Consider the following 22,441-nt stretch of genomic DNA (forward strand, 5'->3'; position numbering starts at 1 on the left):
ATGTTATTAGTTACAGGGATTACAGGACATAGTGGCAGGTATTTCTTGCAAGAGCTTATTAGAAATAAATATGAAGGTCCAATTCGTTGCATTGTCAGAGAAAATTCTGATACAACTTTGATAGATAATTCTGGATTAAATATAGAAAAGGTAGTTGGAGATTTAGAAAATCAAGAGTTTTTGAATGAAGTAATGAGCGGTGTTACCACAGTTATGCATATAGCTTCTATCTTTTATTCTGTTACTTTAATGAGGGCAGCTATTAAGAATGATGTCAAGAGAGCTATACTTGTTCATACCACCGGCATTTATTCAAAGTATAAGAGTGCTTCGGAAGAATATCAGACTATTGAAGAAAATGTTGGTAGGCTTATTAAAGAGAATAATTCAAAGGTAGGTCTAATTTATTTAAGACCTACTATGATTTATGGATACATCAATGATAGAAATATGGTTGTTTTTATAAAAATGGTAGATAAATTAAGGTTATTTCCTATTATTAATCAAGGTAGGAATATGCTACAGCCTGTTAATGGAAGAGATTTAGGGAAAGCATATTATCAAGTTTTAATGAATTCTAATATTATGAGCGGTGATTATATTTTATCTGGTGAAAAACCTATCTCAATGAAAGATTTGTTTAGGATGATTAGTCAGATTCTAGATAAAAAGACAACCTTTATTAGTGTACCTTTATCATTAGGAGTAATTATAGCTAAATTCCTCAGTGTCTTTACGCTTGGGAAAGTTGACTATATTGAGAAGGTTCAGAGGATGGGGGAAGATAGAAGTTTTTCACATGAAAGTGCTGTGAAAGACTTTGGTTATCAACCTATGTCGCTATCTGAGGGATTAGAAATTGAAATTAAAGAGTATTTAAAAAAGGTTCAATAGATTTGGAGGCTTATGGTTAATGAAAATCTTAGTTGTCTGCCAATATTACTATCCGGAACCTTTTCGTATTTCAGATATATGTGAATCATTAGTGGAAATGGGACACAGTGTAACAGTACTTACAGGCCTCCCAAATTACCCAGAGGGACAAGTACTCGATGGATTCCGGAATGGTAAGAAGAGGAATGAAGTGTTAAACGGTGTAAAAGTTATACGAAGTTTTGAAATAGGTCGAGGAAATAATAAGTTAAGACTTTTCTTGAACTATCTCAGCTTTGCCTTATCAGGATCGTTGAAGGCATTTTTTATGAAGGAAAAGTTTGATGTAGTTTATGTAAATCAACTATCGCCGGTAATGATGGGTATACCAGCTATTGTTTATAAGAGAAGGCATAAGAAAAAGCTTTTGCTTTACTGTCTCGACCTATGGCCTGATAGTTTAGCAGCTGGTGGAATCAAAGAAAGTTCAACAATTTATAAATTTTTCATGAAGATATCTCAATGGATTTATAACTCCGCAGATTGCATAGCGGTTACTTCTAGTATGTTTGAGGAATATTTCATCTCTACTCTTGGAGTGTACAATAAAAAGATACATCATATACCGCAATATGCTGAAGATTTGTTTACTGAAAGCATAGAAGTTGCTAAAGGTGATAAATATAATTTTGTTTTTGCTGGAAATATTGGTGATATGCAAAGTGTAGAAACAATAGTTAAGGCAGCTAATGTATTGCGTGAGCATTCTAATATCATATTTCATATAGTCGGAGATGGATCTAAATTAGAAGAATGTAAGTTATTAAGCAAAAAAATGGGGTTAGAAAACGTCATATATTACGGAAGAAGACCAGTAAGTGAAATGCCACATTATTATGGATCAGCTGATGCAATGTTAATTACCTTAAAAAATAATAAGGCTATTTCATACACGCTTCCAGGTAAAGTGCAATCATATATGGCAGCAGGCAAACCTATAATTGGAGCAATCAATGGTGAGACAAATCGAGTGATTAAAGATGCTGAGTGTGGGTTGTGTTGCACTGCTGAAAATTATAGCGAATTGGCGAATTTAATAATACAGTTTTGTAATAGTAATGAAAAAGAAAAAATGGCTCAAAACTCATATGAGTATTACATTAATAATTACAGCAAAGAAAGATTTATGTTGGTGTTAGAAGACACCTTAACTAATTTGGAGGGATAAATGATGTTTAAAGATAAAACTTTATTAATTACTGGTGGCACAGGTTCTTTTGGAAATGCAGTTATGAAGAGGTTTTTAAATACAGATATAAAAGAAGTGAGGATTTTCTCTCGTGATGAAAAGAAACAAGATGATATGCGTAAACTTTACAAAAATGAAAAGCTCAAATTTTACCTTGGAGATGTAAGAGATTTAGCGAGCGTTAAAAATGCTATGCATGGCGTGGATTATATTTTTCATGCAGCGGCTCTAAAACAAGTACCATCTTGTGAGTTTTTTCCTTTAGAAGCTGTGAAAACGAATATATTGGGTACAGATAATGTATTAACGGCTGCTATTGAATATGGAGTAAGGAAGGCAATTTGCCTTTCAACCGATAAAGCTGCATATCCAATTAATGCTATGGGTATCTCAAAGGCGATGATGGAAAAAGTATTTGTTGCTAAGTCCAAAACTGTTAATCCAGATAGGACATTAATTTGTGGAACTAGATACGGTAATGTAATGGCCTCACGTGGGTCGGTTATACCATTGTTTATCGAACAAATTAAAAGCGGTCAGCCTTTAACTGTAACAGATCCTAATATGACAAGATTTCTTATGAGTTTAGAAGAAGCGGTAGAGTTAGTAGTATTTGCATTCCAAAATGCCGAGGCAGGAGATATTATGGTACAAAAATCGCCGGCTAGTACTATTGGAGACCTTGCTCAAGCTCTAAAAGAATTATTTAATGTGGATAATGAAATAAAAATTATTGGAACCCGTCATGGGGAGAAACGTTACGAAACACTTCTTACGAAAGAGGAATATGTAAAGTCTGAAGATTTACCTGGTTTCTATAGAGTTCGTGCTGATCAAAGAGATCTTAACTATGATAAGTATTTTGCTGAAGGGGATCAAAAGCTAACCACTGTAGATGAATATAATTCTGATAATACGCAACTTCTTAACGTTGAAGAAATTAAAGGGAAATTGCTTGAATTAGACTATGTGCAAAGAGAGCTTAAGGCGTGGAATAAAAAGGCTTATGTAATGAACTAAAGGTGGTGTTTATTTATGAAAATTCTTGTAACAGGTGCAAAGGGTTTTGTAGGGAAAAATCTTATCGCTGAGCTTAAAAATAAAGGATATAATGATATATTTGAGTTTACTAGGGATAGCAATCCTTCACTACTTGAAGAATATACAAGACAATGTGATTTTGTCTTTCATTTAGCTGGGGTAAACAGACCTAAAAATGAGAATGAATTTATGGAAGGAAATTTTGGTTTTACTTCTCAATTGTTAGAACTATTAAAAAAACATGACAATAAAGCTCCTGTTCTTATTACTTCTTCGATTCAAGCAGAAAAGGAAAATCCTTATGGAAGAAGTAAGAAAGCCGGAGAGGATTTATTATTCAATTATTATTATGATACTGATGCAAAAGTTTATATATATCGACTTCCAAACTTATTTGGTAAGTGGAGTAAACCTAACTACAATACTGTGGTAGCCACATATTGTCATAATATAGCTAGAAATTTAGATATTCAAATAAACAATCCGGATGCAGATCTTATTCTTTGCTATATAGATGATGTGTTAGAAGAATTCATGAGGGCTCTCGAGGGGAATCCTACTATACAAGAGAATGATTTCTGTGTTGTACCTGTAACACATAATATAAAACTCGGAGAATTGGCAGACCTTATAAAGAGTTTCAAAGAAAGTAGATCAAATTTATCAATTCCTAATATGGAGGATGAACTAACTAAGAAGCTATATAGCACATACTTAAGTTTTTTACCAGAAGATCAGTTTTCCTACGACCTTAAAATGAATTGTGATCATAGAGGCTATTTTACAGAATTTTTAAAAACTACGGAGAGAGGACAAGTTTCTGTAAATGTATCAAAGCCTGGAATCACCAAAGGAAATCATTGGCATCATACCAAAAACGAGAAGTTTTTAGTTGTTAGTGGTGAAGGTTTGATTCGCTTTAGAAATATAGGTTCTGAAGAAATTATTGAATATAGAGTAAGTGGTGAAAAGTTACAGGTTATAGATATTCCTACTGGATATACACACTCAATTGTTAATGTAGGAGAGAGTGATTTAGTAACTGTAATGTGGGCAAATGAGTGCTTTGATCCAGAAAAGCCGGACACTTATTTCGTGGAGGTATAATTAATGAAGAAGTTAAAAGTTATGACAGTTGTTGGAACTAGACCTGAGATTATAAGGTTGTCGGCTGTCATTAATAAATTAGTAGACTCTAATGCAATCGAACACACACTTGTTCATACGGGTCAAAATTATGATTATGAATTGAACGAAGTGTTTTTTAATGACTTTAATCTTAAAAAACCAGATTACTTTCTTAATGCTGCTACTGGAACAGCAGTAGAAACAATTGGAAATATACTGGTTAAAATAGATCCTATTATGGAAGAAGTAAAACCAGATGCGTTTTTAGTGCTAGGAGATACGAATAGCTGTTTGTGTGCTATTGCAGCCAAAAGACGTCAAATCCCTATCTTCCATATGGAAGCAGGAAATAGATGTTTTGACCAAAGAGTCCCAGAAGAGACTAATAGAAAGATTGTTGATCATACTGCAGATATCAATTTAACATATAGTGATATTGCGAGAGAATATCTTCTTAGAGAAGGATTCCCTTCAGATAGAATTATAAAAACAGGCAGTCCTATGTTTGAAGTTCTAAACTCTAGAAAATGTGATATAGATAGTTCAGATGTATTAGATAGATTGAACTTAGAAGAGGAAAATTACTTTGTAGTATCAGCTCATAGAGAAGAGAATATAAATTCAGAAACTAATTTCTTGGATTTAGTGGATAGCTTAAATGCCATTGCTGAGAAATACAATCTGCCTGTAATTGTAAGTACTCATCCAAGAACTAGAAAGATGATAGAAGCTAAAGGAATTGAGTTCAATTCCTTAGTTAAAACGATGAAACCATTAGGTTTTAACGATTATATAAAACTTCAAATGAAATCTAGAGCAGTTCTTAGTGATAGTGGGACGATAAGTGAGGAGTCTTCAATCCTTGGTTTAAGAGCACTTAATATTAGGCAAGCTCATGAAAGACCAGAAGCCATGGAAGAAGCATCAGTAATGATGGTAGGTTTAAAGAAAGAAAGAATATTACAAGGGTTAGAAATCCTTGTAATGCAAGAAAAAGGTACATTAAGGCTTGTTGGTGATTACAGTATGCCGAATGTTTCAGATAAAGTTTTAAGGATTATACTGTCATATACAGATTATGTGAATAGAGTTGTGTGGTCGAAATAGTGACATATAAATCCTTATAATTTTTTTTTGGATATTTTAGGAGCGGGATAAATGGCAGATCTAACAACATTAATATTAACTTATAATGAAGAGTTAAACATTGAAGAATGTATTAAATCAATTAAAAGTATATCAAAACGTATTGTTGTAGTTGATAGTTTTAGTAATGATAGGACTGTGGAAATTGCTAGGAAATTGGGAGCGGAAGTGCTTCAAAATAAGTTTGTTAATCATGCTAATCAATTTAAATACGGTTTAGAGGCCGCTAATATAAAAACACAATGGGTTTTTAGAATAGATGCAGATGAGAGACTTACTAAAAAGTCCGCTGATGAAATTGAAAGGATATGTTCTGAAAATAAAGAAACTGATATAAATGGTATTATTGTAAGGTTCGAAGTAAACTTTTTAGGGAGAAAATTACGACATGGGGGAATATACCCATTTAAAAAATTACTTGTATTTAAATATGGTTACGGTGATATAGAAGATAGAAATATGGACGAACATATTTTTCTAACAGAAGGAAAATCAGTAGAATTAAAGAATGATTCTTTGCATTATGACTATAAGGATCTTACTTATTGGATTGATAAACATAATAAATATTCATCTAAGGAAGTTCAAGACTATTTTAATAATCTTTCAATGATAGACGATGGTGAAAAATTAGATCGGAGTGCAAAAATAAAAAGAATAGTTAAATATAAAATATATTACAAGCTACCTATGGGGATACGGGCATCATTTTATTTTATGTATAGATATATTATAAAACTTGGGTTTTTGGATGGCAAAGAGGGTCTAATTTTTGCTGTTTTACAGGCATATTGGTACAGGTTCTTAGTGGACGCAAAAATATATGAAGCAATGAAGAACAATAGTAGGTGAAGAAATGGAAAGAAGAAGAGTTCTTATTCTGATGGGTAGGTATCTTCCGGGTTATAAAGATGGTGGCCCTGTTAGAACCATTGCTAACCTAGTTGATACTTTCCATGAGAAAATAGACTTTAAAATAGTTACGAGTGATAGAGATCATAATGAGTCTGAACCGTATGCTAACATTTTGCATCACGAATGGAATAAAGTGGGGAATGCAATGGTTTATTATGTTCCTCCAAATGGTTTGCGTTTTTCGTTACTGAGGAAATTAGCCGAAGATACTCACGTAATCTATTGTTGTGGACCATATAACAACTATAGTATTAAGATGATGATATTAAAAAAAGTAAAATTGATCAATAAGCAAGTGATATTAGCATCAATGGGTTCTTTTTCACAAGGAGCTTATAATATAAAAGGATTTAAAAAAAGATTATTCGTTAATCTTTTTAAATATCTTGGACTTTTTTCATCATTAATTTGGTCAGTTACATCAACAATTGAAAAGAAACAAGTTCAGGAGATAATTGGAAAAGATGCAAAGTGCTATATTGCAGAAGACTTGCCTAGACAGTTCCCTAATGAAATAAAAGTTAAATGCAAAGAACCCGGAACATTGAAAATAGTCTTTATCTCAAGAATTTCTAAGAGTAAAAATTTAGATTATGCAATAGAAATTATCTCAGGACTTAAAGGAAATATTGATTTTGTAATTTATGGTACTCAAGAAGATAAGGGTTATTGGAATAAGTGTATACGATTATTACATTCATTACCTAATAATATATCGTGGAGATATGAAGGTGAAGCTGATTCAGAAAAGATTATCGATATCTTTTCTCAGTATGATATATTCTTATTTCCTACCTTAGGTGAAAATTATGGACATGTTATTTATGAAGCACTTGCTGCAGGTTGTATTCCTGTAATAAGTAATACTACGCCTTGGCTTGATTTTAATGAAATGAAGTGTGGAAATGTAATTCCACTAAATGATGTTAATAGATTTATAGAAGTCCTTGAAGCATATGTAGCTATGGATGAAGCAGATATTAATAAGATATCAGAAAATGCTTATGAATATGCAAAACAAAAATATTCAGAAGCAGTTCAAACTAGTGGTTATCTTCATTTATTTACAGATTTATGATAATTAGTCTGCTACAACTTATTCGTTTGATTTTAATCTAATTAACGAAAAGATTAGAGGTGCAAAACAATGAAAGAAATTAAGAGAGATGAATTGATTTTCTGGCGGGATGTACCTGTAGATGTAGAGAGAGGGGCATTTGAATATTTAAATGAAAAATGGGGCAATAGTGTTATCTTTATTTGTCATAGTGATTATTCAAATGAGCGAAAACAATGTGATTGGGATGCAGGAGGATTGCAACAGATAATACTTGAGAATCAAAGTGATCCAGAGAGCACTATAAAGGAAGTTTTTAGGAAACACCCCAATGCGATACACTTTTTTAATGGTTTTAGAGGGAAATTTAAGAATGTTTTAAAAAGATATGCAAAGGATAATAGCAAAAAGCTTTGTATTTTAGCAGAAAGACCTAATTACTACAGTACAAATAGATTTAACAATTCTCTAGTCAATAATTTATATAGATATTACAGCTTTATTTACTCAAGAAAGATAGATTTATTCTTAACTATGGGACAGAAAGGGAAAATTACGTACAGTCAACTAGGTTTTAACAACGATAGATTATTTCCATTTATGTATAACCCTTCTATAAAAAGAGATGATAAGCTTGATTCAAACTTTGACCCAAAGGAAATTAAGTTATTATATATAGGTAGATTGAATTCTGGTTTTAAGGGTGTAGATATTTTGATGAATTCCCTTAAAATGATTAATGCTCAAAATTGGAGATTAGATTTTGTTGGTGGGTATGGAGATCTAAAAGATGAAATACTTAATTTAGCTAAAAATAATCAAAGGATTAATTACAAAGGTACATGGAAATCCGAAGATGTAGTTTCGAAAATTAAAGAGTATGACCTATGTATTGTTCCTAGTAGATATGATGGCTGGAATCTTATTGCTAATGAGGCTATCAATGCGGGTGTAGGCGTAGTTATTTCAGATCAAGCAACGAGTGATGAACTTATTAGAGCTAGTGGAGCAGGAATTGTATTTCAAGCAGGTAATGAAATGAATCTTGCAGAAGCAATAACGTCAGTACTAGAAAATCCACATGTCATTACGGAATTTAAGAAAAATGCAAGAAGTTATGCAAGTAAAATATCTTCGGAAATTGTAGGACAATATTTTATAGATATAGTTGATTATACGTTCTATAAAAAGTCAAATGAGAGGCCTAAATGTCCGTGGACTTAACTCTGTTGGAGGTGATCATTTGAACATTGCTATAGTTGGTTCTGTAGTAGAAGAAAAAGATGTAATGAATTATTTAGGTTCATCAGTTGCAGGAAATAAAATGCAATTAGGCTTTATAAGGAGCTTTTCTAGGCATTTAGGTAATGTACAGGTAATTTCAGTAGAACCACATCAACAATGGAGGGGAAATGGGAAAATTGTTGTAGGTGGGAAGAATGAAACAATTGATAATAAGATACCTATAAAAAAGGTTTTTTTTATAAATCTCATTGTTATCAAACAAATAACAATTTGGCTCTCTATATTTATTAACTTAATGGTATGGGGCTTAAAAAATTATAATGATAAAGAAAAAGTAATCATTGTTTATAATACAGTTTCATATTTTGCAATCCCGGTTTTATTGATTTCTACAATCTTTAACTGCAAGTCATTAGCTATTGTAGCAGATTTACCAATTAAGAAATCTAATAAAAGTCTAATAAGTAGATTAGAAGATTATTTAGAAGTTAAATTAATAAAAAAGTTTAATTTATTAATTTCTTTAACAAAAAATATTGTGCGAGATTTTGGAAATAAACAACCTTATCTTGTTATTGAAGCTGGAATTGAAGAGAAAATCTTTCAAAGCAAAGCAGTAGTAAAAAGAAAAAGCGAAAAATTTGATATTGTATTTTCTGGTTCATTAAATGAACTTTCAGGTATTGAGTTGGCTATTAAAGCCATAAAGAAAATCGAAGACAAAACTATACGACTTAATATTTATGGTAAAGGAATTATGGAGAAGTTTGTTAGAGAATCTGCGGAAAATAATCCTAATATTAAATTCCATGGGACTGTTTCTAATGCAGAAATTATGTTGATACAAAGAAAGGCAGACTTATTAATTGCACCTAGAGAACCAGATGATTACACCACAAAATATACCTTTCCATCCAAATTAGTAGAATATATGGCAACTGGAGTTCCAGTAATATGTAATAAATTACAGGGGATTCCTAATGAGTACTATAATCATATTATAGCCTTAGATAGTGCGGATGAACATTCCTGGGCAAAGGAAATAGAGTTAGTTCGTAATGATAAAAAAGGTTACTATAAAAATAAAGCAAACCAAGCAAAGGCTTTTATTTTTGAAAATAAGACCTGGGAAAAGATTGACATAGAATTAGTGAATTTTTTAAAGGAAAATATCCATGCATAGCATTGAAAAAAAATCTGATGGAGTTAGTCTGATGGGTGAAGAATCGAAGGGGATTACCTTTAATATACTTAATTATTTTTTTATTATATTTATGATTTATCAGTCAGGAAATATATTTTTTCTAGGTGATTTATATAATGTTGCTGTTCCTATTCTATTTATTAGTAGTTTGATTGTAATACTTAGTTTTATTTATGCAGGTAAGATAAAACTTGTTTTTGATAAGTCTAGAATAAAACAAATTAGTTTTATTCTATTGTTTACTTTATCTATGCTTCTTACAATTTTAATTAATATGGATTATCACTTCAACCCTTATATCGCCATTTTCTTACAAATTATGGTTGCTTTCTTTTTAACTTATGTTATAAGTTTTAATAGCTTTGTTGATAAATACACCAAAGTAATGTTTACTTTGGCACTAGTATCTTTGGTGTTTTTTTTAATACAACAAATCTATCCTGCAATTGTATATAATTTCAAATTTATTGAGGGACCGAATACAGCTGATTACTATAATGCCTATATCCATGTTTTCCTAAGTGCTAAAGACTATAGTGACTTATATTTACTGTCTAGAAATTCAGGTATTTTTTGGGAGCCAGGTGCGTATCAAGCATTTTTAAATCTAGCTCTGTTCTTATATCTGATAAAAGCATCAAAAGTTAATATTTACGTATTATTAACTTTCATAATTACTATTATCACAACTTTTTCAACTAATGGATATATTATTTTAATTTTAATTTTACTCAGCTTTTCTAGAAAAATTTTTATTAGTAATAAAATAACAGGTTTTTTGTTACTAATAACTATTACTTTATCTAGCTTATATATTTTAAATAATTCCGCATCATTGATAGACTCTTTTTTCTTTGCCTTTAATAAGCTATTTATGGAAGGTCGAATCTACGAAAGGATTTCATTAGGTGATTTAAACTACTTATTTGTGGATAATAGAATTAACCTTTTTGGTATATCTTTTAGTACATTTGAGTCTTTTGGTGTTCCGCTTTGGAATTCGATAATTCATACTACAATAGTTTTAGGGTTACCTTTCACATTTATGTTAATATATGGTTATTTTAATTTCACTAGAAAAGTAACTTCTAAATGGGTTGTCTTTTTTCTAATATTGTTAATGTTTTTCTCAACAGAAACTTTATTTTGGAGGCCTTTATTCCTATATTTAATATTCATCGGAATGTTAGAAATAAATAAAAAGGTGTAATTAGATAAGAAAAGTAAAAGATGTTTATAATTTTATATTTAATTTAACTACTCAACTAAGTCATAACTTTTAATGATTAGGGGAAAATTTATGAAAAAAAAGATTTTACTAGTTCACCATAGCGGCTATATTGGAGGTGCCGGAGTTAGTCTTTTTCATATTGCTCATTCATTAAAGTCACTGAATGAAAAGTATGACTTTAAAGTTTACTGTCCAACTAATCCACCTCATATCTATAATTGGTTAGAAAAAAATGAAATTGAAACAATTAGAGCTAATAAAACACCTGTATTCTTTACACACTATTCTGGCTGTGACAGGTTCATTTTAGGCAGAAATAGCTTAAAAAATATAATTGACATTTTTCTTTTTAAAAGAAGCTGGAAAGAATTAAAAAAAGTTATATTAGAAAGCAAGCCTGATGTAGTAATCGTTAATTCTATGACTTTGTTTTGGATGGGATCGCTGATTAAGAAAATGGGGATAAAAACTATATGTTTTCATAGAGAAACTTATGCAAAAGGCTTATTTGGAGTTAGAACAAATATTATTAAAGAATCTCTGAAAAAGTTTTTTGATGGGGTTGCTTTTATATCTGACAATGATTTACAAGAAACAGGAAAGACATTGGGATGTTCGAGAGTAATAACTGATAAAGTAGATTATTCCAACTATAAATTAAGTGATCAAACTAATATCAAAATGAATTCAATATTAACTAAAGATACACTTAAAATTATCTATTTAGGTGGAGTTTCGAAATTAAAAGGGGCACATGTGATAATAAAAGCACTAAACAGAATTAAAAATAAAAATGTGAAGCTTATTTTTCTTCAGTTTGAAAGTGAAAAAAGGTGCAAAAAGCTTGGTGACTGCAAAACTGCTTTCCACAAAATAAAGCTATTACTAGGATTAGATTATGAGGCTTACATTTTAAAATTAATACACAAATATAAATTGTGGGACAGAATTGTTTTCATACCTGCTGTTTTAGAACCAGAAAAATATATACTAGCAGCTGATCTTGTTGTATTTCCCTCTACTGAACCACACCAGGCACGTCCATTATATGAGGCTGGAATGGCAAAGAAACCAATAATTTTAACAAACTTTAAACAAACATCAGAATTTGTAATAGATGGATTTAACAGCTTAACCTTTAAGAATGGTAAGTACAAAGAGCTAGCAAATAGAATTTTACAGTTGGAAAATGATCAAGATTTATATAATGATTTAATTAAAAATAATTATCATCAGTCTATTTCTTATCATAATCTGAAAACATTGCCTTCAGAATTAGATGCCTTTTTATCTGACGTTTTACATTATTCTTAAATAATTTGAAATTAAGTTTTATGTAAAATGTAATAAGTATTTAAGCATAAAAAACTAATTTGTTACTAGTTCATTCACTTATCACACTTTAATTTGAATACCACTGTTAATGGAAGGAAAGTATAAATGACTAGAATTAAATACTTATTATCTAATACATTAATTTTTGCAATTGGTAACTTAGGTTCAAAACTTATTAATTTTTTAATGGTGCCTCTATATACATTTGTACTAACACAAAGTGAATATGGAACTGTTGATATTATTATGACTACTGGAGTTTTAATAACTCCTTTATTAATGCTTAACATGCAAGAGGCAGTAATAAGGTATGCTTTAGATAAAAATTCTGATCACCGTATGATTTTTTCTATTGCATTTAAATTATGCTTAGTTGGTAATGCTATAGGAATATTGACATATCCAATAATTTTAAACATCCCTTCCTTAAAGAACTATGCACTTCCAATTTTACTTTTTTGGTCACTAAGTTCTATTTATCCAGTTCTTCTACAATTTATGCGAGGAATAGGAAAAGTATATTTTTATTCGTTTTGTAATATATTTTTCACACTATCATCTGCATTATTGAATATCTTATTTTTGGTTTATTTGGATATGGGGATAAACGGATATTTGTATGGATTCATATTATCATACATTATTAATATCATTTTGATTTTAATATTTGGGAGAATATATAAGTATTTTAGAATTTATTCATGGGATAAGCCAACAGCAATTGAAATGGTAAAATATAGTATTATATTAATTCCTAACTCTCTAATGTGGTGGGTCATTAACCTTTCAGATAGGTATTTAGTTACTGCTATTATGGGACTTGCTGCAAATGGGTTGTATGCTGTTGCTTATAAATTACCTTCTATATTAAGTGTATTTTCAGGAATATTTCTTCAGGCGTGGCAACTCTCTGCTGTGAAGGAAAAGGCAGCTGAAAGTAATACAAATCAGTTTTATAGCAATATATTTTGGTATCTACAGCAATTTATTTTTATTATAGGTTCTTTGTTATTATTGTTTTTAAAACCTATGATGGACATACTTGTTTCCGACAACTTTTATACCGCATGGAGATATGTGCCTTTTTTAATTCTTGCATTCATTGCATCAACACTTGCTTCTTTTTTAGGAGTTAATTATATGGTAGCAAAGAAAAACATGGGTAATATGATATCTGCCTTAATTGGTGCCGTTATTAACTTAGTTTTAAACTTGCTACTTATTCCATTTATTGGAATTAACGGTGCGGCAATTGCCACTTTTTGTAGCTACCTATTTATTCTTATATATAGAATAATTGATACACAAAAATATGTAAAATTAAAAATACGGCTTCATATATTAATTCTATCCTTTATTTTATACATCTTTCAGATTTACTTCGTCTACCTAGATGGTTATATAGCTATGCTGCTTAATATAGTAATTTTTATATCAATAATAACTATTAACTTAGAAGTGATAAAGGCTATACCTAAGGTGACTAAAAAAGTTATCAATTCATTATAAATCGGCTCTCTAACTTAATCTTAATACAATAAAAGTTATGGTCAAATAAATTTACCTTTTGATGAAGTAAATAATGGAAAGGAGAAAATAAATGAAGAAATTACTTAAATCCAATAAGTTATTGTTTAACAGTTACTTAAAACTTATGAAAAAAAAATATATTTTATCTGTTTGGTTATGTAAGTTTAATAAACATTATCGAAGAAGTAAAAAAGAGATAGAAAAATTAAAGGAACAACATATGGGTGAGCGGTGTTTTATAATTGGTAATGGTCCCAGTTTGCAAATTAAAGATTTAGAGAAACTTTCAGGGGAAGTTACATTTGCTACAAATATGATATTCTCAATTTATGATGAGACCATATGGAGGCCGACATATTATGTTACACAAGATTTAATAGCTGTTCAGGAAATATATGATAGGTGTAGTGATATACATGGTCTAAGTACAAATAATAGTTTCCTACCACTTGATGTGAAACATATTAATGTAAGTTACTCAGATGATATGACATATTGTTATATAGATAGAAAAAATGCATACCCTAATTTACCAAGATTTAGTTCTAACATATCAAATGTAATTCATGAAGGCTTTACTGTAACTTATACTGCAATTCAAATTGCAGCATATATGGGTTTTAAGGAAATTTATCTGATAGGAGTTGACCATAACTATTCAAATGCTGTATTACCTGATGGTACAGTAGTAAATAATGGAGATGATAATACTAATAATCATTTTACTAAAAAGTATAAAGGAAAAAAGCCTGGGAATTTACCAAATCTCGTACTGTCTGAGAATGCATATATTTCAGCAGAAATTTATTGTAGAAAGAATGATATTAAAATATTTAATGCAACCCGTGGTGGTAAATTAGAAGTGTTTACCCGGATCAATTTTGACGATCTAAAATTTAATGGAAATATATAACGGTTACTGGTTTAAATTAAAACATAACTTAAATTCTATAATTATTAGGAGTGACAAATCAAATGCAAAAAACAAATGTTGTTAAAGTAAAAGACATAAAAATAGGTGGAAATAATGAGTTTGTTCTAATAGCTGGACCTTGTGCTATAGAATCAGAGTCATTAGTTATGGAAACGGCGGATAGATTAGTAGAAATTACAAATAGATTAAATATTCCTTTTATTTTTAAATCGTCTTTTGATAAAGCAAATAGAACATCCATAAACTCGTTTAGGGGTTCTGGACTAGAAAAAGGACTTGAAATTTTAGATAAAGTAAAAACTGAATATAAAATTCCAGTAATAACTGATATACATTTACCTGAACAAGCTCAAACTGTTTCAGAAGTTGCAGATGTATTACAGATACCAGCTTTCCTTTGTAGACAAACTGACCTAATTGAAGCAGCGGCTAAAACTAATAAACCTGTAAATATTAAGAAAGCACAATTTTTAGCAGCATGGGATATGGTTAATGTTAAAAATAAAATGTTTGAATCTGGAAATAATCAATTGTTGTTATGTGAAAGAGGAACTTCGTTTGGGTATAACAATCTGGTTGTTGATATGACGAGTTTAATAGAGTTGCGAAAAATTGGACAGCCTGTTGTATACGATGGTACTCATAGTGTTCAAAAACCTGGAGGAAAAGGTACATCAACGGGTGGAAATAGAGAATATGTGGAATCTTTATCAAAGGCAGCAGTAGCAATAGGTATTGATTCTTTATTTATTGAAACACATCCAGATCCAGATAACGCCCTTTCCGATGGTCCTAATATGGTTAAGTTAGATAACATGGAAGAAATGCTAAAAAAATTAAAAGAAATTGACTCGATAACAAAACAATATTAATTGGAGGGAAAAAAGTGAAGTTGCTTACTGAAGAAGGAGTAGACACTGCTATAGATATAGTGGCGGAAGGGAAAAAAGTATTTGAGGTTGAAATTGAAACTTTGAATTTGATTAAAAATACTTTAAATGGTGATTTCGAAACTTTGGTTAGAATGATAAACCAGATTAATGGTAGGGTTATTATTACTGGAATGGGGAAATCAGGTCACATAGGTAATAAAATTTCTGCAACAATGTCTAGCCTAGGAACCCCAACATACTTTTTACACCCAGCCGAAGGTGTGCATGGTGATTTAGGTAGAATTACGAAGGATGACATAGTAATTGCTATTAGTAATAGTGGTGAAACAGATGAAGTGTTAAATTTAATTCCATCGATAAAGCTCATTGGTGCTAAACTAGTTAGTATAACAGGCAAGGTGAATTCTTCATTAGAAAAAAATTCTGACTTAAGTATTGTGTTGCCAATTATAAAAGAGGCATCTTCTTATAATTTAGCACCCACTACAAGTACTACTGCACAGTTAGTTTTTGGAGATGCTATTGCAGTAGTTCTATCAAAATTACTGGGGTTCAAACCAGAGAACTTTGCTGTATTTCATCCAAATGGTGCTTTAGGGAAAAGATTACTTATAAAGATTAATGATATTATGTTAAAAAATGAAGCTAATGCAGTGATTTCTCAAGATTCCAACTTAAAAGAAGCTATTATAGAAATGAGTTCGAAAGGTTTAAGCGGAATTAACATAGTAAATGCTGAACAAAAACTGTTAGGAATTATAACAGATGGTGATCTTAGAAGATTAATTGAGAAGAGTAATCATAGTTATGATATTTTTGAAGTTAAGGTGAAAGAAATTATGACAACAAATCCAATAACAATTAATAAGGATGATTTGGCAATAAAAGCATTAGAATTAATGGAAAATAGACCAAAACAAATTGCAATTTTACCTGTAATTGATGATCAACAAACTGTTGTAGGAATGGTAAGGGTGCATGATATATTGAAAGCGGGAATAGTTCTATGATAAGTGGTTCAAGATTAAAAAAAATCAAAATGCTAATAATGGATGTGGATGGTACATTAACAGATGGAAAAATTTATATCGGTTTAAATGGAGAAATATTAAAAGCATTTAATGTAAAAGATGGTTATGGAATAAAATTATTAAAAGATTTTGGGATAAAAACAGTTATTATTACTGGGAGGACATCTGAAATCGTTTGTTTACGTGCTAAAGAATTAGGTATAGACAAAGTTTATCAGGGAATTGATAATAAAATTGAGAAATATTATGAGCTTAAACAAGAATATAATTTAAATGATGAAGAAATCGCTTATATCGGTGATGATATAAATGACATAGGTATATTGAGAAAAGTCGGGTGTAAATTTGCAGTAAAGAATTGCACAAAGGAATTAGATGAAATAGTCGACTATAAATCTGAATTCAATGGTGGGGATGGAGCAGTTAGGGAAATTGCTACCTTGATTTTAGAGCAACATAGATAAGTTTTTATATGTAAAAGTGATGTTGCCTTTTTGTATAGAAGGGAGAAGATTATGAAAAATGTTGTTGCAATAATACCAGCAAGATATAATTCAACACGGCTTCCGGGAAAGCCGCTTGTTGATATTTGTGGTAAACCAATGGTACAACGAGTATATGAGGCTGCTAAATCATCCCAAAAAATAGCTAGAGTAATAATTGCTACTGATGATCAACGTATCTATGATGAAGCTGAAAATTTTGGAGCAGAAGTATTTCTAACAAGTGAAGACCATCAGAATGGTACTTCTAGAGCAGCAGAAGTAGTTACACAGGTAGATACTGATTATGTAATAATTGTCCAAGGTGATGAACCTATGATTTATCGAAAAGCTATTGACTTGCTTGTAGATTCAATTAACGACCAAGACGTGGCCTATAGCCTTATGCATCCTATTTCTGATGGTATAGATGCATCTGAAAGGGCAAAGGTAGTTACTGATATGAATGGTTATGCACTATTATTCTCACGAAGTCGTATACCATATAACTTCAGTGACAAAAACCCTAAATATTATAAGGGCGTTGGAGTGTACGGCTTTGAGAAAGAATTTTTGTTAAAATATTTAACATTACCCATGGGACCAATTGAAAAGGCTGAATCTATTGAATTTCTTAGAGTTCTTGAGAACGGATATAAAATTAAAATGGTTGAGATGGAAAATTCAGTTCAATGTGTTGATACAGAAGATGACTTATCGAAAGTACGAAACTATTTCAAGGAAAAGGAAGTTTAGACTTACTTGTTTTACTAAAGTGGAGTAATAGCATGGGTGATAGTTGAAAAAGTGGGTGATGCATATCTGTAGTTTATATTAAGCTACAGATATACATCACCCTTAATGCTGTTACACTTAATAAATGAAAGATATATTATTGAAAATCACCTTATCATAGTATAAGAAAGGAGTGATATATCTTTGGTGAAGAATTTAAATACAGACAAAAATCATACTTTAGATCTATTAAAAGGTATTTTAATTATCTTAGTTGTACTTGGACATGCGCTTGAGTATGGTATAGGAAAATACCTAATTTATTATGTTCATATGCCCTTGTTTCTTTGTTTGTTTGGAATATTGATAAATAAGGAGAAGATGAACCTTCTTTATTTAATCAGACGATTGAAACGTTTGATTATTCCATTTTTTACAGCATCGATTATTTATTTTATTTTCTGGAGTAATTTTGACTTTTCAATTAGAAATTTTATTTTCATTTTTATTACTCCATCTTATCATCTATGGTTTCTTTATTCTGTTTCATTTCATTTTATTTTAATATATATATTATCTCATTTTAAAACTAAAGTAATATTTACTCTTTTGCCATTTATTCTAATAATTAGCATCGCTATACAACATTATATTCCCTATTATTACTATTTTGAGGCAAAGCGTTCTTTAGGTTGGTTTATTTTTACTTTAATTGGATTTATTTTAACAAATTTTTATAAAGAAGTAATAAAAAGAAAAATTGCATTGATTAGTCTGTTTGCATTTTTCTTATTATCTTTATTAAAAATCTACTTAGACTTCAAGACTCAAGATTTTCATTTTTCATCTTTTAGTGTATTCGATGAGAATGTTTTTTCGTCTGCCCTTTTTATAATTAATAATATCTTTTTAATAATAGGTTTTACTTGGTTCTGCTTTGAAAAAACTACATTAAATTTAAAATTTATTAATTATTTAGGCAAAAATTCTTTACTTATTTATTTATATCACATTTTGTTTATGCAACTGTTTCAGGAAATTGGTATAAGTAATGCATTATTATTGACGATACTTTCTATAAAAGGAAGCATTATAATAATTATGTTGACAAAACGATTCAAAACATTTTCACTTCTTATTAAAGGAAGTTAAATTTTTTTATACGAGCGTCAAATCCCACCTATTAATTATTTTAAATATTATTTTTAAAAATAATAGTTTCAGAAAGTTACTTAATGTCTGGAACATGAGATCAGGAATTAAAACTGAAATTGGAATCCCAATTTCGGATTAATGAAAAAGTGGTTTACCCTAATAGCAATTGTGTGAAGAAAATCATGTGAATACTGAATAAGTAAAGTTGAACAATGATATCCCATGAGAGACTTATTCCAAAGGGTTACCATCGCTTCATCCTATGCTAATGTTTCAAAAGCGAAAAGAAAACTTTTATAGAACAGCTAAACGTGAGATTATTGCATTCACCCAATTCTGGGCGTTTTTAAGAAAAAATTACAGAGCCCTTGTTGAATGTTATTATCTTGCCCGTTGATCGGCTAAGGATTTGGCGTTCATATCTTCTCATGCAATTCAATTTAATGCATTAACCTATTAAAACGCTTTACACAAAGACTCACTTCTTATTAACATGCCCTCTGAGCTATAAAAGTTCAGAGGGTTTATTTTTTTTGCTCTATACAGAACATATGTTCTGATGTAAAACATTAATATTGAAATACTAATTAATATAAAAGAGCTTCAACACAGTTGGGAGGAATACAAATGATAAAAGAAGCTAATGTTATGCGAGTTGAATGTCCTGTTTGTGGTTACAGGCTGCTGGATAAAGGGGATAAAGCTGCTGGTCCCGTTCAGACGAAGTGCGGAAGATGTAAGAGGATTTGGGAAGTTGAACTTGCAACAGGTGAGTTTAAACAAGTTAGTGGAAAACCAATAACGAGACGAAAAGGAGATAACGATTCGCCATGAGTTGCAAATCAATTCTACCTTAAGGTCCGGGAAATCAGTAGAACTGATATACCTGGGCCTTTTTAATTTTTACCAAAAGTTCATACCACGATAATACCGAGCGAGGAATCGTATGCATTACCCATGCCGGATGATCAGATATTTTGAAAAGAAATGATCATCTAGCAAGTGAATGCACATTGAATCAAAAATAATCGGTACCGAGCAATGGAGTCGTGGTGTTAACTACCTATAAGCCGGACATAGTACGCCCTGCAAATTAATGCAGTTGGGTGTTCTGTGTCCGGCTTATTTTTTTGTCTCTTTTTTCCCTTACGGCTCCTTGTCGGGCCATAGGAGGAAAAGAGAATGAGTGAGTTTTTTATTAAAATCGGCAAGGAGCAGGTCTGTGTTAGCGAAGAGATTTACAAAGAGTATTACAAAATGAAAAGAAGAGAGCGGTACCTGGAACAGGATATCAAGGTTGGACGGATAGCTGTTGATCCTGAAGCAGAAACGGTTGAATATATCCCAAGCAAGGAAGATTCAATCAATGGCTTGATGGATCTAGGTGGTGATTTTGAAGATGGCCAAATGATAAAAGATATTCTTTGTGACAAGGCAATATTGCTGATCCTTCAGGAAGCGATGGCTGAACTGAATGAAAAGGAACAAGAGTTGATTCAGGCTCTTTATTATAAAGATTTAACAGTAAGAGAAGTTGTATACGTCAAAAGTGGCACCGTACTTGACGCAGCTTCAGGCAAGTATCTCTGCTGGCCGTTCGATGCCTGCCATGTCAATGATCTTTGTTTGATACTGGGGATGAAGGTGGGGCTGAATGGCGATTGTCCGTTGATTGATTAGGTATTCGTTTACTATTTCCATAAACATCTCCTTTATAGAGGGCTTGTCACCATCTAAATATAATCTATATCCAAATCTGTTCATGATGAAAGCAAGTATGATAGATAAAGGGTTTATTACTGCTGGGGAACAGTGAGGTTTAAATGTATTTTTTCGGAGTAATAAATACACGATTAATTTCGTTACATCAGTGCTCCTTACGCACTCTACTAATCTCTTCCTCCACGCTCCGATTTTCCATTCATCGTCTCTGAAAGATTTGTGTACTCTTCCATCTATTCCTGTTTCCATCCATATTCCTTACGTATTTTTCTAATAACAATACCCAATGCTCTTTTATGTAATTCTCGCTCGTCCAATGAGGTATCCCCTTTTTTAACCTCATTATCTTGTTGTCTAGATTGCCCGAACACAAACAGGTAGTCTTTTATTGGATGTTTTTGTATATTTCATTTAATATTCTCGCACTTGATAACAGCTGCACAGGAGATCCTATTTAATAGAATCCTAATAAAATATGCAGTGGTCCAAAAAAAAAGCAGGATTTTCGACACAAATCAAGAATAAGTTTGGCTAAAGGAACTACTTCTTAACTATTAAAAATCCACATGAATTTCTTCATCAATTAGGAGGTACTATGCCAACTATACGCTTAGAAGATAAAAGCAGATTTGATTTAAACTATCGAGATGGAACTAAAACCGAAATAGCCTTCCACTCTCATGTTGAATATGAAATTTATTATTTCCATGAAGGTAGCTGCAGGTACTTGATCGGAGATAAAATATATTCTATATCTCCCGGAGATCTAATTATCATGCATGGCTTAACATTACATCGCCCTATAATACTTGAAAAAGAAGCCTACGTTCGGTCTACTATCCATTTTGATTCGGAATACTTTAAAGAACTACTTAAGGGAATGAGGATGGAAGTATTATTGCAACCATTCATCTCTCTCCAATCGCATCGCATCAATCTGAAACCCAACGAACGAGAAGAATTTGAGGAATCACTGAAAAGAATGAACATACACAACAAAAAAGAGGATGACATTTCTACATACCGTTTTCAGCTTGCTTTTATGGAAGTATTAACGTTACTATATTCCTATTTTAAAACAGCATTGAAAAACAAAGCGGAAAATGAGGTTCCTTTTGACAAAGCATTTCATGTACAAAGAGTTATTTCTTTTATTGAACACCATTATATGAAAGATTTAAGTTTAGAAACGATTGAAAAAGAGCTACATCTAAGTAAGTTTTATTTATCAAAAGTGTTTAAAAATGTAACAGGTTTTACAGTTTTTAATTATTTGTACCACAGAAGAATCAATCAAGCGAAAATTAACTTTCTCGTGTCTCCAGATCATAGTATAACGGACATTAGTTATAGAGTAGGCTTTAAATACCCTGCTCACTTTACAAGAGTATTTAAGAAATTAACAGGAGTCACGCCTGAACAATATAAAAAGAGTCTCCTCCTGTGATAGAAAAATGGGCAATAGGAGTTAAATAAAATGGTGTATTGGCTAATGAGAGAAAAGCCAATACACCTTTTTTTATTTAAGATAGGGT

21 protein-coding genes are annotated in these 22,441 nt (G+C 31.0%); all 21 read left to right on the forward strand.

Annotation, left to right across the window (positions count from 1 at the left end; translation table 11 throughout):
• The 21 genes from LC091_RS10395 to LC091_RS10495 all read left to right on the forward strand — a co-directional run bounded on the left by LC091_RS10395 (window position 1) and on the right by LC091_RS10495 (window position 22,353).
• Window positions 1-894, forward strand: coding sequence for an NAD-dependent epimerase/dehydratase family protein (locus LC091_RS10395; RefSeq protein WP_226681931.1), 894 nt, complete (start codon window positions 1-3; stop codon window positions 892-894).
• A gap of 19 nt (window positions 895-913) precedes the next feature.
• On the forward strand, window positions 914-2,101 hold the full coding sequence (locus tag LC091_RS10400; RefSeq protein WP_226681932.1) for a glycosyltransferase family 4 protein: 1,188 nt from the start codon (window positions 914-916) through the stop codon (window positions 2,099-2,101).
• A 3-nt stretch (window positions 2,102-2,104) separates the two neighbouring features.
• Complete coding sequence (locus tag LC091_RS10405) at window positions 2,105-3,142, forward strand: nucleoside-diphosphate sugar epimerase/dehydratase (RefSeq protein WP_226682394.1); 1,038 nt, start codon at window positions 2,105-2,107, stop codon at window positions 3,140-3,142.
• A gap of 15 nt (window positions 3,143-3,157) precedes the next feature.
• Window positions 3,158-4,270: a capsular polysaccharide biosynthesis protein CapF gene (locus LC091_RS10410; protein WP_226681933.1), complete on the forward strand. Its 1,113-nt coding sequence runs from the start codon at window positions 3,158-3,160 to the stop codon at window positions 4,268-4,270.
• A gap of 3 nt (window positions 4,271-4,273) precedes the next feature.
• Window positions 4,274-5,398, forward strand: coding sequence for a non-hydrolyzing UDP-N-acetylglucosamine 2-epimerase (gene wecB, locus LC091_RS10415; RefSeq protein WP_226681934.1), 1,125 nt, complete (start codon window positions 4,274-4,276; stop codon window positions 5,396-5,398).
• A 51-nt stretch (window positions 5,399-5,449) separates the two neighbouring features.
• Window positions 5,450-6,289, forward strand: a complete 840-nt coding sequence (locus LC091_RS10420; protein ID WP_226681935.1) for a glycosyltransferase family 2 protein — start codon at window positions 5,450-5,452, stop codon at window positions 6,287-6,289.
• Between the two features lie 4 nt (window positions 6,290-6,293).
• Entirely contained in the window at window positions 6,294-7,430 is a 1,137-nt protein-coding gene (locus LC091_RS10425; RefSeq protein ID WP_226681936.1) for a glycosyltransferase family 4 protein, read from the forward strand.
• 69 nt (window positions 7,431-7,499) lie between these two features.
• The gene (locus tag LC091_RS10430) at window positions 7,500-8,633 is read left to right on the forward strand and encodes a glycosyltransferase family 4 protein (RefSeq protein WP_226681937.1); all 1,134 of its coding nucleotides are present in this window, start codon (window positions 7,500-7,502) and stop codon (window positions 8,631-8,633) included.
• A gap of 19 nt (window positions 8,634-8,652) precedes the next feature.
• The gene (locus LC091_RS10435; protein WP_226681938.1) at window positions 8,653-9,837 is read left to right on the forward strand and encodes a glycosyltransferase; all 1,185 of its coding nucleotides are present in this window, start codon (window positions 8,653-8,655) and stop codon (window positions 9,835-9,837) included.
• A 31-nt stretch (window positions 9,838-9,868) separates the two neighbouring features.
• The gene (locus tag LC091_RS10440) at window positions 9,869-11,068 is read left to right on the forward strand and encodes a hypothetical protein (protein ID WP_226681939.1); all 1,200 of its coding nucleotides are present in this window, start codon (window positions 9,869-9,871) and stop codon (window positions 11,066-11,068) included.
• Window positions 11,069-11,158: 90 nt separating this feature from the next.
• Window positions 11,159-12,403: a glycosyltransferase family 4 protein gene (locus tag LC091_RS10445; protein WP_226681940.1), complete on the forward strand. Its 1,245-nt coding sequence runs from the start codon at window positions 11,159-11,161 to the stop codon at window positions 12,401-12,403.
• 126 nt (window positions 12,404-12,529) lie between these two features.
• Window positions 12,530-13,933 carry a lipopolysaccharide biosynthesis protein gene (locus LC091_RS10450; protein ID WP_226681941.1) on the forward strand — a complete coding sequence of 468 codons (1,404 nt, stop codon included), beginning with the start codon at window positions 12,530-12,532 and terminating at the stop codon, window positions 13,931-13,933.
• Between the two features lie 91 nt (window positions 13,934-14,024).
• Window positions 14,025-14,867: a 6-hydroxymethylpterin diphosphokinase MptE-like protein gene (locus LC091_RS10455; protein WP_226681942.1), complete on the forward strand. Its 843-nt coding sequence runs from the start codon at window positions 14,025-14,027 to the stop codon at window positions 14,865-14,867.
• A gap of 62 nt (window positions 14,868-14,929) precedes the next feature.
• On the forward strand, window positions 14,930-15,760 hold the full coding sequence (kdsA, locus tag LC091_RS10460; protein WP_226681943.1) for a 3-deoxy-8-phosphooctulonate synthase: 831 nt from the start codon (window positions 14,930-14,932) through the stop codon (window positions 15,758-15,760).
• A 14-nt stretch (window positions 15,761-15,774) separates the two neighbouring features.
• Window positions 15,775-16,791, forward strand: coding sequence for a KpsF/GutQ family sugar-phosphate isomerase (locus LC091_RS10465; protein WP_226681944.1), 1,017 nt, complete (start codon window positions 15,775-15,777; stop codon window positions 16,789-16,791).
• Window positions 16,788-17,276 (forward strand): KdsC family phosphatase, encoded by a 489-nt coding sequence (locus LC091_RS10470; RefSeq protein ID WP_226681945.1) that lies wholly within the window; start codon window positions 16,788-16,790, stop codon window positions 17,274-17,276. The genes LC091_RS10465 and LC091_RS10470 overlap by 4 nt, the downstream gene beginning before the upstream one ends.
• 51 nt (window positions 17,277-17,327) lie before the next feature.
• Window positions 17,328-18,050, forward strand: a complete 723-nt coding sequence (gene kdsB / locus LC091_RS10475) for a 3-deoxy-manno-octulosonate cytidylyltransferase (RefSeq protein WP_226681946.1) — start codon at window positions 17,328-17,330, stop codon at window positions 18,048-18,050.
• 186 nt (window positions 18,051-18,236) lie between these two features.
• On the forward strand, window positions 18,237-19,181 hold the full coding sequence (locus LC091_RS10480; RefSeq protein WP_226682395.1) for an acyltransferase family protein: 945 nt from the start codon (window positions 18,237-18,239) through the stop codon (window positions 19,179-19,181).
• A gap of 630 nt (window positions 19,182-19,811) precedes the next feature.
• Window positions 19,812-20,018 (forward strand): hypothetical protein, encoded by a 207-nt coding sequence (locus LC091_RS10485; protein WP_226681947.1) that lies wholly within the window; start codon window positions 19,812-19,814, stop codon window positions 20,016-20,018.
• 348 nt (window positions 20,019-20,366) lie between these two features.
• A complete protein-coding gene (locus tag LC091_RS10490; protein WP_226681948.1) occupies window positions 20,367-20,864 on the forward strand; it encodes a sigma-70 family RNA polymerase sigma factor in 498 nt (165 codons plus the stop codon).
• Window positions 20,865-21,501: 637 nt separating this feature from the next.
• The gene (locus tag LC091_RS10495; RefSeq protein WP_226681949.1) at window positions 21,502-22,353 is read left to right on the forward strand and encodes an AraC family transcriptional regulator; all 852 of its coding nucleotides are present in this window, start codon (window positions 21,502-21,504) and stop codon (window positions 22,351-22,353) included.
• Window positions 22,354-22,441 lie beyond the last annotated feature (88 nt).

This window comes from Sutcliffiella horikoshii (assembly GCF_020524325.1).
GTDB lineage: Bacteria > Bacillota > Bacilli > Bacillales > Bacillaceae_I > Sutcliffiella_A > Sutcliffiella_A horikoshii_D.